At 46.5% G+C, this 14304-nt stretch carries 12 protein-coding genes and 1 tRNA gene; 9 read left to right on the top strand and 4 right to left on the bottom strand.

Annotation, left to right across the window (positions count from 1 at the left end; translation table 11 throughout):
• Positions 1–920: 920 nt before the first annotated feature.
• Positions 921–3230, bottom strand: coding sequence for a polyribonucleotide nucleotidyltransferase (locus MVI27_RS08590; protein WP_246960823.1), 2310 nt, complete (start codon positions 3228–3230; stop codon positions 921–923).
• Between the two features lie 349 nt (positions 3231–3579).
• Between MVI27_RS08590 and MVI27_RS08585 the strand changes: the two genes are divergently transcribed.
• Positions 3580–3822 (top strand): GlsB/YeaQ/YmgE family stress response membrane protein, encoded by a 243-nt coding sequence (locus MVI27_RS08585; RefSeq protein WP_246960820.1) that lies wholly within the window; start codon positions 3580–3582, stop codon positions 3820–3822.
• Between the two features lie 69 nt (positions 3823–3891).
• Here MVI27_RS08585 and rpsO read toward each other — a convergent pair whose 3' ends face one another.
• Positions 3892–4161 (bottom strand): 30S ribosomal protein S15, encoded by a 270-nt coding sequence (gene rpsO / locus MVI27_RS08580; protein WP_246960817.1) that lies wholly within the window; start codon positions 4159–4161, stop codon positions 3892–3894.
• Positions 4162–4421: 260 nt separating this feature from the next.
• Between rpsO and MVI27_RS08575 the strand changes: the two genes are divergently transcribed.
• The 5 genes from MVI27_RS08575 (at position 4422) to MVI27_RS08555 (ending at position 8126) form a co-directional block, all read left to right on the top strand.
• Positions 4422–4946: a pyruvate decarboxylase gene (locus MVI27_RS08575; RefSeq protein ID WP_246960815.1), complete on the top strand. Its 525-nt coding sequence runs from the start codon at positions 4422–4424 to the stop codon at positions 4944–4946.
• Between the two features lie 680 nt (positions 4947–5626).
• Positions 5627–5956 carry a single-stranded DNA-binding protein gene (locus tag MVI27_RS08570; RefSeq protein WP_246960812.1) on the top strand — a complete coding sequence of 110 codons (330 nt, stop codon included), beginning with the start codon at positions 5627–5629 and terminating at the stop codon, positions 5954–5956.
• A 57-nt stretch (positions 5957–6013) separates the two neighbouring features.
• Entirely contained in the window at positions 6014–6463 is a 450-nt protein-coding gene (locus MVI27_RS08565; protein WP_246960809.1) for an HRDC domain-containing protein, read from the top strand.
• A 92-nt stretch (positions 6464–6555) separates the two neighbouring features.
• Complete coding sequence (gene hisS, locus MVI27_RS08560) at positions 6556–7923, top strand: histidine--tRNA ligase (RefSeq protein WP_246960806.1); 1368 nt, start codon at positions 6556–6558, stop codon at positions 7921–7923.
• Between the two features lie 129 nt (positions 7924–8052).
• A tRNA-Ala gene (locus MVI27_RS08555) sits at positions 8053–8126 on the top strand.
• Between the two features lie 119 nt (positions 8127–8245).
• On the opposite strand, the gene MVI27_RS08550 is transcribed toward MVI27_RS08555, so the two are convergent.
• Both MVI27_RS08550 and MVI27_RS08545 read right to left on the bottom strand, forming a co-directional pair.
• A complete protein-coding gene (locus MVI27_RS08550) occupies positions 8246–9199 on the bottom strand; it encodes a ferritin-like domain-containing protein (protein WP_246960803.1) in 954 nt (317 codons plus the stop codon).
• A gap of 72 nt (positions 9200–9271) precedes the next feature.
• On the bottom strand, positions 9272–10540 hold the full coding sequence (locus MVI27_RS08545) for a KGG domain-containing protein (protein WP_246960800.1): 1269 nt from the start codon (positions 10538–10540) through the stop codon (positions 9272–9274).
• A 625-nt stretch (positions 10541–11165) separates the two neighbouring features.
• Between MVI27_RS08545 and MVI27_RS08540 the strand changes: the two genes are divergently transcribed.
• Genes MVI27_RS08540 through MVI27_RS08530 form a run of 3 tightly spaced genes read left to right on the top strand, consistent with a single transcriptional unit; the run spans position 11166 to position 14184 of the window.
• On the top strand, positions 11166–12008 hold the full coding sequence (locus MVI27_RS08540; RefSeq protein ID WP_246960797.1) for a hypothetical protein: 843 nt from the start codon (positions 11166–11168) through the stop codon (positions 12006–12008).
• Positions 12009–12015: 7 nt separating this feature from the next.
• Positions 12016–13272 (top strand): Tle-like phospholipase domain-containing protein, encoded by a 1257-nt coding sequence (locus tag MVI27_RS08535; RefSeq protein WP_246960794.1) that lies wholly within the window; start codon positions 12016–12018, stop codon positions 13270–13272.
• Between the two features lie 3 nt (positions 13273–13275).
• Positions 13276–14184, top strand: a complete 909-nt coding sequence (locus MVI27_RS08530) for an ankyrin repeat domain-containing protein (protein ID WP_246960789.1) — start codon at positions 13276–13278, stop codon at positions 14182–14184.
• Positions 14185–14304: the final 120 nt, after the last annotated feature.

Raw genomic sequence — 14304 nt, 5'->3', positions numbered from 1 at the left:
TTTTTGCTTCTTTTGGTTCAAGCCAAAAGAAGTTAATAGGAAAAAAGCCCTTTCTCCCAGAGTTTACAAACTCGGACAATAAGCACACATTTAATAGAATAACAAGATAATAAACCAACACAAAACCATGAACAACAATTCACCTTAATGACCCAGGAGCATTTTGCGTTAGAGGTTCGCCGACTCCATTAAAAATATAAAAGTATGGAAGCAAAAATTAAAATTTCTTTTTTAACCGACCGTCCACTGGCACAACCTAAAAATTCCCGCTGTTCGAGTGGCGGCAACAACTTAACATCGAAGACTCATCCTTATTTCCGCCCGAAACCTAATGAATTGGTTCGGCGAACGAAGAGAGTCAGTTACGGGGAAACCTAACGAAGTGGTTCGACGACCCAAGCGAGTCAACCTCTTAAAGAAAGTTTTATTTTTTAGTAAAAAGATCCAGTCTTGAAATCGCAGATATTCCTGTAAAAATATTAAAATCGGAGAGTCATTTTTTGGTGCGTTTGCATCAAGGCAAAAGGACAAAGAAATAAAGTCTTATAGACATACTAAGGTCGAAGCACAAGAAAAATAATGTTTTGAAAATTCAGCCTTTTTTCCGCGCAAGTTCTGACGGGCCCGCTTTGCCGCTAATGTTCAGACAATAGTAAAAATCGCCCGAGTTTCACCCGGGCGATTCATAATTTATTTCTGTTAAAAGAACAGTTTAGTTCCCTGCCTTTACCTTCGGCCGGTTGATGCGGCCATCGATTTTCTTTGCAATATAGCCCAGCACTAAGGGCGCTACCCAGACCATCAGTTTTCGTAATAACATTCGTTTCATAACTTTTTATTTTAGGCCTGAATCAGCAATTTACACGCCACAAAAAAACCTGCAACATACGCTGCAGGTTTTAGTTATATAAAAGGAAATATTATTCCGTTGGAGTGTTTCCCTCTTCTTTAGAGCCTTCTCCGTTTGCCGGACGCTCCTGAGCGCCGCCGTTGTTTCTCGTGCGGTTGTTGTTATGCTCTCTGCGCTCGCCGCGGTTATTGTTGTCGCGTGGACCGCGATGATCACGGTTCGGGCGGTCGCCGTTTTGCGGCCGGTCTCCTTGCGGACGCTCCTCACGTGGTGGTCTTGGCAAAAGAACTTTACGGGACAATTTCATCTTCTTACGATCATCATACCCCATGAATTTCACTTCTACTTCATCACCTTCTGCATACGGTACTTTGTCCAGTCGTTTCCATTCGATTTCGGAAATGTGCAGCAGGCCTTCAGTTCCTTTTGCAATCGCTACGAAGGCACCGAAGTCCATTACTTTTACCACTTTACCGTTATATACTTCACCAACTACCGGTACAAAGGTAATCTCGTTGATGGCTGCAATGGTCGCGTTGATTTTCTCACGGTCGGTACCGGCAATCTCGATGCGTCCGATCTCGCCGATTTCTTCAATCGCAATCACGGTGTCAAAATCCTTCTGCATCTGCTGAATAATTTTTCCGCCAGGCCCGATAACAGCACCGATGAAATCTTTCGGAATTTCCAGGATTTCCATTTTCGGTGCGTGTGCTTTCACATCTTCGCGTGGTGCGTCGATGGTTTTCAAAATCTCACCCAGAATATGCAGGCGGCCTTCGCGCGCTTGTTTCAAGGCAGTTTCCATAATGTCCATGGAAAGCCCCTGGATTTTAATATCCATCTGGCAGGCGGTGATACCGTCTTTGGTTCCGGTTACTTTAAAGTCCATATCACCCAGGTGGTCTTCATCACCTAAGATGTCCGACAGTACCGTGAACTTTCCGCTTTCCGGATCGGTAATCAGACCCATCGCAATACCGGAAACCGGCTTGGCGATCTGTACACCCGCATCCATCAGCGCCATGGTGCCGGCACAAACGGTTGCCATAGACGATGAACCGTTCGATTCCAGAATATCTGATACAATACGGATCGTATATGGGTTTTCTGCCGGAATCATACGCGCCAGCGCACGCTGCGCCAGGTTTCCGTGTCCTACCTCACGACGGCTGGTACCGCGCAATGGGCGGGCTTCCCCGGTGGAGAACGGCGGAAAGTTATAGTGCAGGAAGAATTTTTGGTCGTAATGTGCTGCCACCGAATCTACCAGGTTCGCATCTTTAATGGAACCTAAGGTAACTGCGGTCAGCGATTGGGTTTCGCCACGGGTAAAGATGGCAGAACCGTGCGCTCCCGGCAGGTAATCAACTTCGGACCAGATTGGGCGGATGGTTTCCGGTGTACGGCCGTCCAGACGCACGCGCTCGTTCAGGATCATCTGGCGCATAGCCTCTTTTTCCACGTCATGGAAATATACTTTGGCAAAAGGTTTCACTGTTTCCAGTTCTTCCTCGCTGTACTGGGACAGGAATTCCTCCAGTACGGCCGCGAAATTATCGTGGCGCTCTTCTTTGCCGGCCGGCGTTTTCGCTACCTGATATACTTTATCAAAAGTTTCATCCCAAACTTTCTTGCGGATGTCTTCGTTGTGGTCTTCGTGGGAGTACTCGCGCTTTGGCAGGGATTTTCCTACTTTGGCAGCCAGTCTTTCCTGCGCGGCGATCTGCACTTTGATTTCTTCGTGTGCATATTTAATCGCTTCAATCATTTCCTGTTCGGAAATCTCATCCATTTCACCTTCTACCATCACGATGGAATCCTTGGTGGCACCTACCATAATATCCAGGTCGGCTTTGGCCAGGTTTTCCAGGCTTGGGTTAACCGACAGTTCTCCGTCGATACGTACCACGCGTACTTCAGACATCGGTCCGTTGAAAGGAATATCGGTAATCGCGATGGCGGCAGAAGCGGCAAGTCCCGCCAGCGCTTCCGGCATTACCTCCTTATCATAGGAAATCAGGGATATCATTACCTGGACTTCCGCGTGGAAATCGGACGGGAACAGCGGACGCAGTACGCGGTCCACCAGACGCATGGTCAGGATTTCCTCGTCAGAAGGTCTTGCTTCTCTGCGGAAAAAGTTTCCGGGGATTTTCCCCGTTGCGTAGAATTTCTCGCGGTAATCCACCGTCAGCGGCAGAAAGTCTACCCCTGGATTAGCTTCTTTGTTGGCCACTACGGTGGCGAGCAACATCGTGTTGCCCATTTTAACTACCACAGAACCGTTGGCTTGTTTCGCCAGGCGTCCTGTTTCGATGGTGATTTCTCGGCCATCTTTTAACTGAATAACTTCAGTGATTGCTTGTGGAGCATTCATAAAAAGTGTGTTTCGTCGGCACTCCGTATTGAGTGCGGTTAATATTTAATCTTTTTAAATTTTCGTTGGCGAAGTTACGGTTTTTTAGCGAGGCAGTAGGTGTGCGGCCGGGCTTTTTTCGGGTAATGGCTGTGAATTATAATGATTTACAACGGTGAAGGCCGGCAGCTCCTCGCGCTCACCTCCAGTTTTTTAAAATGAAGAAAACAACAGTTTAAATAATTCTAAACATTTGCTAGCCAGTCGTGTAGCAATGAACTGTACCACCGTACAGATAAAGATGTAAACAATTACGGCACAAAATTGGATTTACAGGGAACAGATTTATTAACATTAAAAATTTAAAATTATGGGAATTTTATGGACATTAATTATCGGAGCCATTGCAGGATGGCTGGGTGCACAAATTTTTAAAGGCGGCAGTCTCGGACTCATCGGTAATATTATCGTGGGCCTGATTGGGGGTGCCATCGGATACTGGCTGCTGGGCGGAACGTTTGGCGAAGGGGTTTTAGGTCAGATTCTGACCGGAGCTTTGGGTTCCATTGTGCTGCTGGCCATCATCAACCTGATCACCGGCCGCAGGGTCTAGATCTGCCTGCAGAAAATAAAAAAAAGCAACTTTCGACTGAAAGTTGCTTTTTTTGTGGTAATAAAAAGTTTATTTACGCAGACCCAGTTCCGCAATAATGGCACGGTATCTTGTAATGTCTTTTTTCTTCATGTAATCCAGCAAAGATTTTCTTTTACCTACCAGCGCCACCAGGGAACGCTCTGTAGCATAGTCTTTGTGATTTCTTTTCAGGTGCTGGGAAAGGTGGTTGATTCTGTAAGTAAACAAAGCAACCTGTCCTTCAGCGCTTCCTGTATCCGTTTCGGATTTTCCGTGTTTTGCGAAGATTTCTTTCTTCTTGTCTGTAGTTAAGTACATTCCAATATTATTTAATGATTATTATGTAACGGCTGCAAAAGTACAACAATTTTCCCGGTGCCGGAAGAAAATGTAGAGCCGACGTAAAAAAGTTTTTCAAATGTGTTAAAAAAAACTTAAAATAGCATTAGTTTTGCTGCATGTATGGCAGTATCTTTGTACTGCTTCGGGCCATGAAACATTTTTACCAGTTCTGCCATTCTTTTACGGTGTTCTTACTGCTCACAAGTTGTGCGGCAGCAGGGCAGAATTCCTTTTCTTTGCGTACAGACAAAGACTATCAGATCCTGTATTTTAATCCTGAAATATTTCCTGACATCGAAGAGATTAAGGATCCGACCTATGCCGCTTTTTTCTCAGCTTTATCCGATCAGGTGAGTGCGGCGCGCGCCGGCCGCCTCCTGCGCGTGGATTATAACATTGTCTATGATTCACCCAGTACCGACCTGATTGCTGAATTTTGTGAGAATAACAATGCGCAGTTTGCCGTGTTGCCTAAAGTGAAATATTTTAAAGTAGGATTGGGGAAATATGTCTTTTCAAATCAGGTGATTGTCAGCCTGAAAATATTTGACGCGGCCGGCGCGCTCGTGGCAGAAACTTCGTACGATACTTACCGGAAAGGCGGACGCATGCTGGGCTCGGCCGAAAATTCCATCAAGGCCGGCACTTTAGGCGCCTTGAAGGATATCAATAAACAACTGCGCAAAAAATACCGTTCCTCGGTAAAAGCCGCCGGACTCAATTTAAAAGATCAAAACCAGCCGGTGCTTACCGCGATTTAATTGCATCACAGAATTGTCATGAATACCAGCCTGCGCCTTCGCGCAGGTTTTTTTCTGGAAAATAAGGAGTTTATTGATTACATGTAAGAAATAATACCTATTTAAAGGCTACCTGTCAGCGAAAGAACATCTTTGTTCCGCAGGCGGACAATCACCTTTTAAGTCATTTTTTTGTTCTTAAATTAATGGAATACTACGGACTTGGAAAAGTAAGTTCTGAATTTTAATAGCCGCGATTTAAAGTTTTTACAGGGTTGAACCATACCAAAGGCATGGATAAAGCATGGATAGTGTATGGATAGTGTATGGATATGCCAACCTTAATGCATCAAACCTGCCTGGCCTGTGTATATCTTCCGCCTGGGGGCACAACTTTAAACCTGCTGTAAATACGCTTTAAATATCAGCTTACTGGATGATTTTGTTTATGAATAACGCTGGAAACCGTCTTTCTCTCACGTCTTTATTTACATATTCTCACAAAACATCTCGCTATTAATAAAATTAAGTTTAATATAAGATGTTAGTTATCAAAACATTATATGATACAAACGACTACAATCGATATTAAGTGGTTTTAAACCGGGTAACTTTTAACCACCGCTGCACCTTTGCTCCAGAGATTTGGGAAAAATCAGTGAAGCCCTTATCTGAACGTTTAATCACAAAAATTTAATGTCATGTCACTAAGAAACAAAGTAAGCCTCATTGGCCGCACCGGAAAGGAAGTTGAAATCGTACAGTTCAACAATGGAAGAATCGCGAAAGTAAGCCTCGCGACTACCGATTATTACACCAACGCTATGGGCGAAAAGGTGGAAGAAACACAATGGCACAGCCTGATCGTCAATGGCAAGCTCGTGGACATCATGGAAAAGTACGTCCAGAAAGGAAAAGAAATTGCCGTCGAAGGAAAAATTGTCTACCGCAACTATGAAGACAAAGAAGGCGTAAAGCGCTATACCACGGATATCCGTGTAGAACAACTCATGTTGTTAGGTTCCAAATAAAAATAACTGCCGGCAGGAGCCATCCTGCCGGTTTTTCGTTCCAAACACCCAATCACAATGAAAACGAAAATATTTAAAATAAGACTCACCGATGGCCTGATACAGCAGGACCAGGCAGCGCTTGATCTCTTTCTGGCCGCTCATCATGTATTGACCTATGAAACCGCATTCGTGAAGCAGGAAGACGATTGTTACTGGTCCGTCATCCTGTACTACGAAGAAATGCAGGTGCGTATCCAGGAAATGCCGCCCGGGAAATATGCCGCGGAGCAGGAGCAGCTGAATGAAGATGAAATAAAGATTCTCGATTCCCTGAAGTTATGGCGCAGCGAAAAGGCGCGGGAGAAAAAGATTCCGGTTTACCTTGTGGCGACCAATAAGGAGCTGCTCTCGATAGCGAAATACCGGCCGGCCAAAAAAGAGGAACTGGTGGATATTAAAGGTTTTGGGAAATACAAAATCGAAAACTACGGTTCCGAAATTCTGGAAATTCTGGAAATGGTCTGAATGCGGACGCGCGTTCCTGTAGTTACGGCTCTTCGCCAGCTTGGGTAATCATTTGCGTTTGCGTAATTTTGCGCCTCAAGAAACTACCGCTTATGAAACCAGGACTGGCTAAAGGAACGCGCGATTTTTCCGCACAGGAAGTCCAGCGCCGTAAATATATAACTGATATACTGCGCCGTAATTTTGAACTCTTTGGATTTCAGCCGCTGGAAACGCCCAGCTTCGAAAACCTTTCCACCCTGACCGGAAAATACGGTGAGGAAGGTGACCGGCTGATATTTAAAATCCTGAACAGCGGCGATTATGCTGCGAAGGCAAATGATGCCGATTGGGAGGCGCGGAATTCGCAAAAGCTTACGGCACAACTCAGCGAAAAAGCTTTGCGTTATGACCTCACGGTTCCCTTCGCCCGGCACGTGGCCATGAACCACGGGCAGCTTACCTTTCCTTTCAAAAGATACCAGATCCAGCCGGTCTGGAGGGCAGACCGTCCCCAAAAAGGCCGTTACCGCGAATTCTACCAGTGCGATGCGGATGTAGTAGGCAGCGAGAGCCTGTGGCTGGAAGTGGAGCTGGTGCAGCTGTACCTGAAATCATTTCAGGAGTTAGGGGTCCCGGTGGTATTGCACTTAAATAATCGCAAGATCCTGTCCGGTCTGGCGGAATATGCCGGGATCGGCAGTCAGCTGGTTGATTTTACCGTGGCACTGGATAAACTGGATAAGATTGGCCGGGAAGGCGTTGTAAAAGAATTGTATGAAAAAGGAATTTCTGAGGAAGCGGTGGCTAAACTGGAGTTCCTGTTTACACCGACAGAAGATGCGCTGGAAAGCATACAGCTGCTGAAGGAGAAATTTGCCGGTAATGAAACCGGCAGCGCAGGTGTGGCAGAGCTGGAATTCGTGTTGGAGCAAAGCTTTGGGATGGGTGTCCAGCGTGATCAACTGCGGTTTGATGTAACCCTGGCGCGTGGCCTGGATTATTACACCGGAGCAATTTTCGAGGTGAAAGCGCAGGGCGTGCAGGTAGGTTCTATCGGCGGCGGCGGCCGCTACGACAGCCTCACCGAAATGTTTGGTGTGAAGGAAATGCCGGGCATCGGAATCTCTTTTGGTCTCGACCGCATCTACCTGGTTATGGAAGAACTGAATCTGTTCCCGGAAGACGCCGTGCATCAGGCACAGTATCTTTTTGCCAACTATGGAAAAACAGAAGCACTGGAAGCCTTGCAACTGATCATGCAACTGCGCAGCGCCGGTATTGCCGCCGAACTATATCCGGAAGACGCCAAGCTGAAAAAGCAGTTTACCTACGCTGAAAAGAAAGGAATCCCCAATCTAGTCTTCTATGGTGACCGCGAGATCGCTGATAAAATGATTACTATTAAAAACCTTAACTCCGGCGAACAGCATACCATTGCATTGGAAGATTTTCTGACCGGCGTGCGTACCGGTTTGTAAAGTGTGGGCGTGTCTTTTATCTGGCCATGCTTTAATTCTTTCTTAAGCAAAAAAGATTTGCGCCGATTGGAATTATTTTCGTAACATTGCACTTCAAATTTACAGGCACCGCTTGCAATATTTGAAAATGGGGGATTAGCTCATCTGGCTAGAGCGTTAGACTGGCAGTCTAAAGGTGGTCGGTTCGATCCCGATATCCTCCACAAGCCGTTTGCATTTGCGAACGGCTTTTTTATTTGTGCTCGTCTTTATTTCTCCATAAAAAACCACCCGTCATTCAGGTGGTTATTGTTTAAGGAGATATAAGGATGCCGAATATCAATTACCAGCTTTCGTCTGCGCTTTCATCATAATCTTCTTCATCCTCGTAGTCATCCTCTTCGTCGTATTCATCATCATCATCCTCATCTTCAAAATCATCGTCGCTGTCTTCCTCTTCCGCTTCGAAGTTAATGAACGATTCGGCGATATCGGTCAGTTCAAAATCTGTTTCTTCTTCTTCTTCCAGCGTATCTTCGAGCAGGTCCACGGCTTTGTCGTAGCCAAGCGTAATTGCAAGCTGTACCAGGCCGCCGTAGGTAGCGATCTCATAATGCTCGATTTTCTGGGCTGCGATAATCAGGGCAGCATCTCTGGTCATCGAACCATCCGGTGTGGATTTTATGATTTTTTCGGCTTCTTTAATTAAACCTTCGATCGCGTCGCATTTCTGCTTCGCAGGTTCTTCACCGATCTCGCGGAACACTTTTTCGAGCCGTGTAATCTGGCGGCGTGTCAACAGTTCATGGTCTTCAAAGGCGTCCTGCAGTTCCTCGGTGGTCGCGGCTTCACGCATCTTTGGAAGCTTTTCTACCATAGCGTGTTCAGCATAATAAATATCTTTCAGTGCGCTCACAAAAAACTCCATCAGTGGTTTATCTTCATTCTGCGGACTACTGCTGCTGCTGTCTGTGGAGGTGGTGCTTGCGCTTTTGTTCTCACCTGTGTTTTTGTCTGTACCTGTACTGGTCGTGCCTGCCGAATCGGTGGATGTGCCGCTGGTTGTTTTAGTGCTTTTATCACCGGTTGCTGCTGCAGAAGCTGTTTTACCGAGCTCGCTTTTGCCTGCCGCTGCTGTTTCGGTTCCGGTCCTGGTATCGGTGTTTTTATTTTTATCAGCTGCCGCCGCTTTTTTACCCGTATCAGTTCCGGTGCTGTTTCCGGAAGTTGCTGTTGCGCTGTCGGTGCTGGTGGTCTTGGCTGTTGTGCTTTTATCTTTATCAGTTGACTTTTCCATTGTATTTTTTTTAATGTGTAAGAAAAATAAAGGAGACCCGAAGCCTCCTTTATCAGGGTATATGAATATAAACTAAGAGTTGTTTCCTCTTCTTCCGAAACCGGATCTGCCCGATCTGGAAGAGCTGCCGCGTCCGCCACCGTGTGATGCGCGTCCGCCCATGGCTGCAATTCTTCTTACTTCAGATTTCGGCATGGAAGCAAAACCTCTTCTGGAAGTGCCGCCGCCGGAATTACCTCTTCCGGAACCTGAGCCTGAAGAACGTCCGCGTCCTGAGCTGCTGCCTCCTGAGTTACCGCCTCTGCCGGAGCTACCGGAATTTCCTCTGCCCGATGATGATCCGCGTCCGCCGCCGTGAGAAGCGTGTCCGCCCATGGCTGCAATTCTTCTTACTTCAGATTTCGGCATGGAAGCAAATCCTCTTCTGGAAGTACCGCCGCCGGAATTACCTCTTCCGGAACCAGAGCCTGAAGAACGTCCGCGTCCTGAGCTGCTGCCTCCTGAGTTACCGCCTCTGCCGGAATTACCGGAGTTTCCTCTGCCGGATGATGAATCGCGTCCGCCGCCGTGAGAAGCGTGTCCGCCCATAGCGGCAATTCTTCTTACTTCAGATTTCGGCATGGAAGCAAAGCCTCTTCCGCCGCCGGAATTACCTCTTCCGGAACCAGAGCCTGAAGAACGTCCGCGTCCTGATCTGCCGCCTCTTCCTGAATTATTTCCTCCTCTTCCTGAGCCACCGGAATTTCCTCGGCCGGATGATGATCCGCCGCCGTGTGAAGCGCGTCCGCCCATAGCGGCAATTCTTCTTACTTCGGATTTAGGCATAGAAGCAAAGCCTCTTCCGCTACCTGAACGGCTGCGGCCTGAAGAACCCCGGCCCGAACTGCTTCCTCTGCCGGAAGATGATCTGCCGCGTCCGGAGCCGGAGCTACTGCCACCGCTGGTAAATCTGCCCTGGCTGTCTCTCATGCGGCCGCTTCGGCTGTCGTAGTGGTCGTCTTCATCGTCATCATAGTCTTCGTCATCATAGTCTTCGTCGTCGTAATCTTCGTCATCATCATAATCATAGTCATCGTCATCATAATCATCGTCGTCGTAATCATCATCATAATCATCATCATCATACTCGTTGTCGTAATCATAATCATCGTCATCATAATCATCGTCATCATAATCATCGTTGTCATAATCCTCATCGTAGTCGTCATCATCATACTCATCTTCATCATAGTAATCATCATAATCATGATGCTGTGACTGGTATCTGTGGTCGTCTTCGTAGTCGTGGGATTGGGATCTGTTGCTTCCTGAACGTGAATTGTTCGATCTTCTGCGGTTCATAGTAAAAATTTTATGTTAATAATTGGTGAAAGAAAATCACCGGAGCAGTAGCTAGCATTTTGCTCCGATGATTCGTTATGCAGAGCATCAAGTAGAATGCCAGAGAAATGATAAATACACTATTGTGTAACAAAAATTATTAATATTATATGTTTAATATATATATGTGTTAAATATATGTTAATCATAAATAAAAATACCTGCACTGTAATGGTGTTAACCTTTGCCGCCATTTTGCCTTAAAATTGAAAAGTGGCCAGAGCGTAATTGTTGAGAATTTTCGTGCCGCCTTCAAAAGGAATTAAAATAATTTAAGAACAGCAGACAGAGTGGAGTTTAATTGTATAGGAAAACCGCAGATGGGTGGTTGTAGTAAAACTACTACACTTTTCAAATTTTAGGTCTGAAAGCCGATTTAATTCAATGAAAGCTGGTACATTTACGAGAGTGCCTCTAAACAATGATCTTTATTGATGTCTTGACAGAAATAGAAATCAGACAATTATTAAGGTAATTAAAAGTTATTATGACTGGCGGCTGAAAACAGAAAGGAATTTTTCGCGTACTAATCTCCTGATTATATGCTTTGCTTCTGTTTTCGGTGCTTCTAAAAAAATCCGAAGCTATGACTACAATGAGTTCTGACCCTACACCTGCGCGAACCGCTTTCACCTACGCCTGGTATAAAGAGGCTGAGTATGCGATGCGGACCCGTTCCTATATGACGCTGGGCACAGGCAAAGCCAATGAAACCCAAACGGAAGAAATATGGACCTTGCAGCCCGGCGAATTTAATCAACTGGATCTGCATATCTCACCGAAAGTGTACCCTCAGTTTGACCGTCAGATGAAGCCGTTTTATGATCTGCTTCATTCAATTGAAGCGGTGACCCGACACCTCGAATTGCAGTTGGGCTTGGATAAAACCGTTTCGGGGATCCGCAATCAGGAGGAAATCTGGCAGAAATGGGAAAGTGTGAAAGAAAAAGAGTTTAAATTTCTGGAACTGATTAACCAGAACAATAAACAGGTCATCGATACATATGATCAGGAAATTGCACAGACCGGTGAGAACCTGCGGCGCAGCCTGATGTATCAGTTGATGTTTTATCCGTTTTCTGAAGACCAACCGGAGAGCGGCCCGTTCGCTGCACGCGAAACTCCCTCGGTGCTGTTTCCCGGTGAGCTGCTTACGTACGCGTCCTCGTACGAAATTAAAGAGGCAGCTGCAGGCTATGAAATGAAAGTGAAGGGCGCTGCGGAAACGGTTCCGCCTCCGTTCCCGAAACGATATGAGCAGGAATATAAGGAAATGCTCAACCTGCCGCTGGAGTACGATTTTAGTCTGGAAGGTAGCTATTCCTTTAATGGCGACTCGGTTTTAGCAGAAGCTGTCTTTCATGTGAAAGAACGATTGAATGACCTTATGTTTTATGTATGTGAATACCATATTGAACTTTTAAAATAAGTACGGAATGAGTCAGTTATATATAGCGCAGGATACGCCGCTGAAATGTACAGACGGCAGACGTCTGATCGGAATCGGCGTGAGTTCACAATCATCTGTATTTCTGAAAGGCGGCACCAAATTAATGGCTACGGAAAAAGACCGGTTTAAGGATAACTTCATTTGTCCGAAAATGATGGCGGCCGGCGCCATCGCCGGTGCAGCACTGGCGGCTGCTTTTTCCGGGGGCTTGTTTATGATTGCTGCAGCTGCCTTCGCCGGGAGCGCCCTGATTGATGATGCGCTGAACATCTGTTCGTTGCTGTGTAAAGGCAGCCAATGGTCCGGTACGCATCCGAAAGTACGGATTGAAGGGAAGAAACCCTTGCTCCAGGATTCAAAACTTAAATGTTTCCTCGGCGGACAGGTAGGTTTCATGCTGTTGTCGGCGCCGGAAATTCAGGAGGCCATGAATGCTGCTAAAATGGCGCAGGATTCGTACCAGGACAATGACGCCAAAAATCCGGCGCAGATCGGCGATTACACCCGTGTAAATACGGACAGCCAGGCGGCGCTGGATGAACTGTTCGGGCCGGGAACCTTAACGCCGGCTGATTTTAATACCAATGCCAAAAATGGTTTTTATGCATCACTCTACCGCAACGGTGAAACAGGCGATTACTTTGTGGCTTTCCGCGGCTCCGAACCAAAAGGCTGGCAGTTTTATCATGACTGGTTTATCGAAGATGGCGGCCAGGCCTTGGGTTTCCGTACCCCGCAAATCGAAAAAACCAGAATGCTGGCTGAAAAAATATCGCGGGCGGCACCGGATAAGGTGCAGTTTACGGGCCACTCGCTGGGCGGTGGTAATAGTGCCATGGCCTCCTACTATACAGGATTGCCCGGCTATACCTTCAATGCCAGAGGGGTGCACCGCCGCACCCTGGAATACCTGGATGAGAAGCAAGCCGTGGGAAGCACGGATCAGATTATTAATTACAGCACGAGCAACGACATACTTAACGCGCTCCAGAACAACCGAGAAGGCTTGCTGGCTACCATCGGCGGTTCCCGTTTCAATCTTTTAAAAGCCCTCGGAATCGGAGGTCTCGCCGATGGTGCCGTGCCGCGTGCTTTGGGACAACAGAATGAAATCTTCGGATACATCGATAAAAATGAAGGACTCGGCCTGAGTACAATTGGCAGCGGACACAGTGCTTATGCCGATGCCCTGGAGGCGATGGTCGCTGCCATGAATACCACCGTACTTGCCAAAAATGTTTAGACCATGAAAAAGAATCTTTTATACTTAATACTTACCCTTATGTTTCTTACTGCCTGTCTTGATAGCCGTTCCCGCCGCAAACAAAACCGTGAACAATACCCGCCGGAAAGAATGTTTACCAATGTGCAGCTGGACGCGGCCAAAAGTATGTATAACGGCAACCTGGCCAAAATGGAAGAAACGCTGCGTGCACATCCGGCGCAAATCAATCAGCTCAGCCCTCAGGGATATACACTGCTGATGTACGCCGCCATCATCGAAGATCTACCCGCAATGGAAAAACTGCTGGAACTGAAGGCGAACCCGGATATCATCACTCCCTTTCAGGGGCTGAATGATACGCCGGTAAATCAGGCCGTTGCGACTAATAATTATGAAATGCTGAAACTTCTTTTAAAATACAAAGCGTCACTGAATCCGGCCTTAGGAAAGTCGCCGCTGGTGGTGGCGATGACGCTCGGTGATGCAGCTACCGAGAGAAAAATGATTGATTTTCTGCTGGAACACGGTGCGGATGTAAATCATCAGGCGATCAACGGGGATAATATCCTGGAGGCGGCCGCGAGTGATGATCTCGAACTGGCCGAATATCTGCTCGCCAAAGGAGCACAGCCCATGATCCCGGGTACGACGCTCGTGCCGGTAGCCAGCTTTGTGGAATGGAAAGAAAGTCAGTTAAAAAAAGCAAAGAAAACTGATGCAGATTATCAGTCCCGCTTGCAGGGGTTTAAACAAAAACTTCAGCAAGACTATAAAGTGTCCTTTCCGGTCCGGAAAGATCCTGTGCAGGAAGCGCAGCATTATATAAGATTATATGAGAAACTAAACCCTGCCGATAAAACCACCATTAATTTTGACAATAACTATGGTCAAAACCGGTACGAAGAGAGCCGACGGCTATTGGCTAAATAATCTTCCGGACTATATATAATAATGAATAACAGAAAGATGCATGAAAATTGCTACTGAAATTTATTTAAACTTCATCTGTGATCAGCTTCAATTAATGCGCTAAATTATCATCGTAAACTA

The sequence above is a fragment of the Chryseobacterium salipaludis genome (assembly GCF_022968825.1).
Lineage (GTDB): Bacteria > Bacteroidota > Bacteroidia > Flavobacteriales > Weeksellaceae > Kaistella > Kaistella salipaludis.
Note: the sequence above shows the minus strand (reverse complement) of the source record. Positions and strands in the feature narration are given on the sequence as shown.

Coding starts and splice junctions, on each gene's coding strand:
- MVI27_RS08590 (WP_246960823.1), bottom strand. CDS start 3,230: ATGAATGCTCCACAAGCAATCACTGAAGTTATTCAGTTAAAAGATGGC.
- MVI27_RS08585 (WP_246960820.1), top strand. CDS start 3,580: ATGGGAATTTTATGGACATTAATTATCGGAGCCATTGCAGGATGGCTG.
- rpsO (WP_246960817.1), bottom strand. CDS start 4,161: ATGTACTTAACTACAGACAAGAAGAAAGAAATCTTCGCAAAACACGGA.
- MVI27_RS08570 (WP_246960812.1), top strand. CDS start 5,627: ATGTCACTAAGAAACAAAGTAAGCCTCATTGGCCGCACCGGAAAGGAA.
- MVI27_RS08565 (WP_246960809.1), top strand. CDS start 6,014: ATGAAAACGAAAATATTTAAAATAAGACTCACCGATGGCCTGATACAG.
- hisS (WP_246960806.1), top strand. CDS start 6,556: ATGAAACCAGGACTGGCTAAAGGAACGCGCGATTTTTCCGCACAGGAA.
- MVI27_RS08550 (WP_246960803.1), bottom strand. CDS start 9,199: ATGGAAAAGTCAACTGATAAAGATAAAAGCACAACAGCCAAGACCACC.
- MVI27_RS08545 (WP_246960800.1), bottom strand. CDS start 10,540: ATGAACCGCAGAAGATCGAACAATTCACGTTCAGGAAGCAACAGATCC.
- MVI27_RS08540 (WP_246960797.1), top strand. CDS start 11,166: ATGACTACAATGAGTTCTGACCCTACACCTGCGCGAACCGCTTTCACC.
- MVI27_RS08535 (WP_246960794.1), top strand. CDS start 12,016: ATGAGTCAGTTATATATAGCGCAGGATACGCCGCTGAAATGTACAGAC.
- MVI27_RS08530 (WP_246960789.1), top strand. CDS start 13,276: ATGAAAAAGAATCTTTTATACTTAATACTTACCCTTATGTTTCTTACT.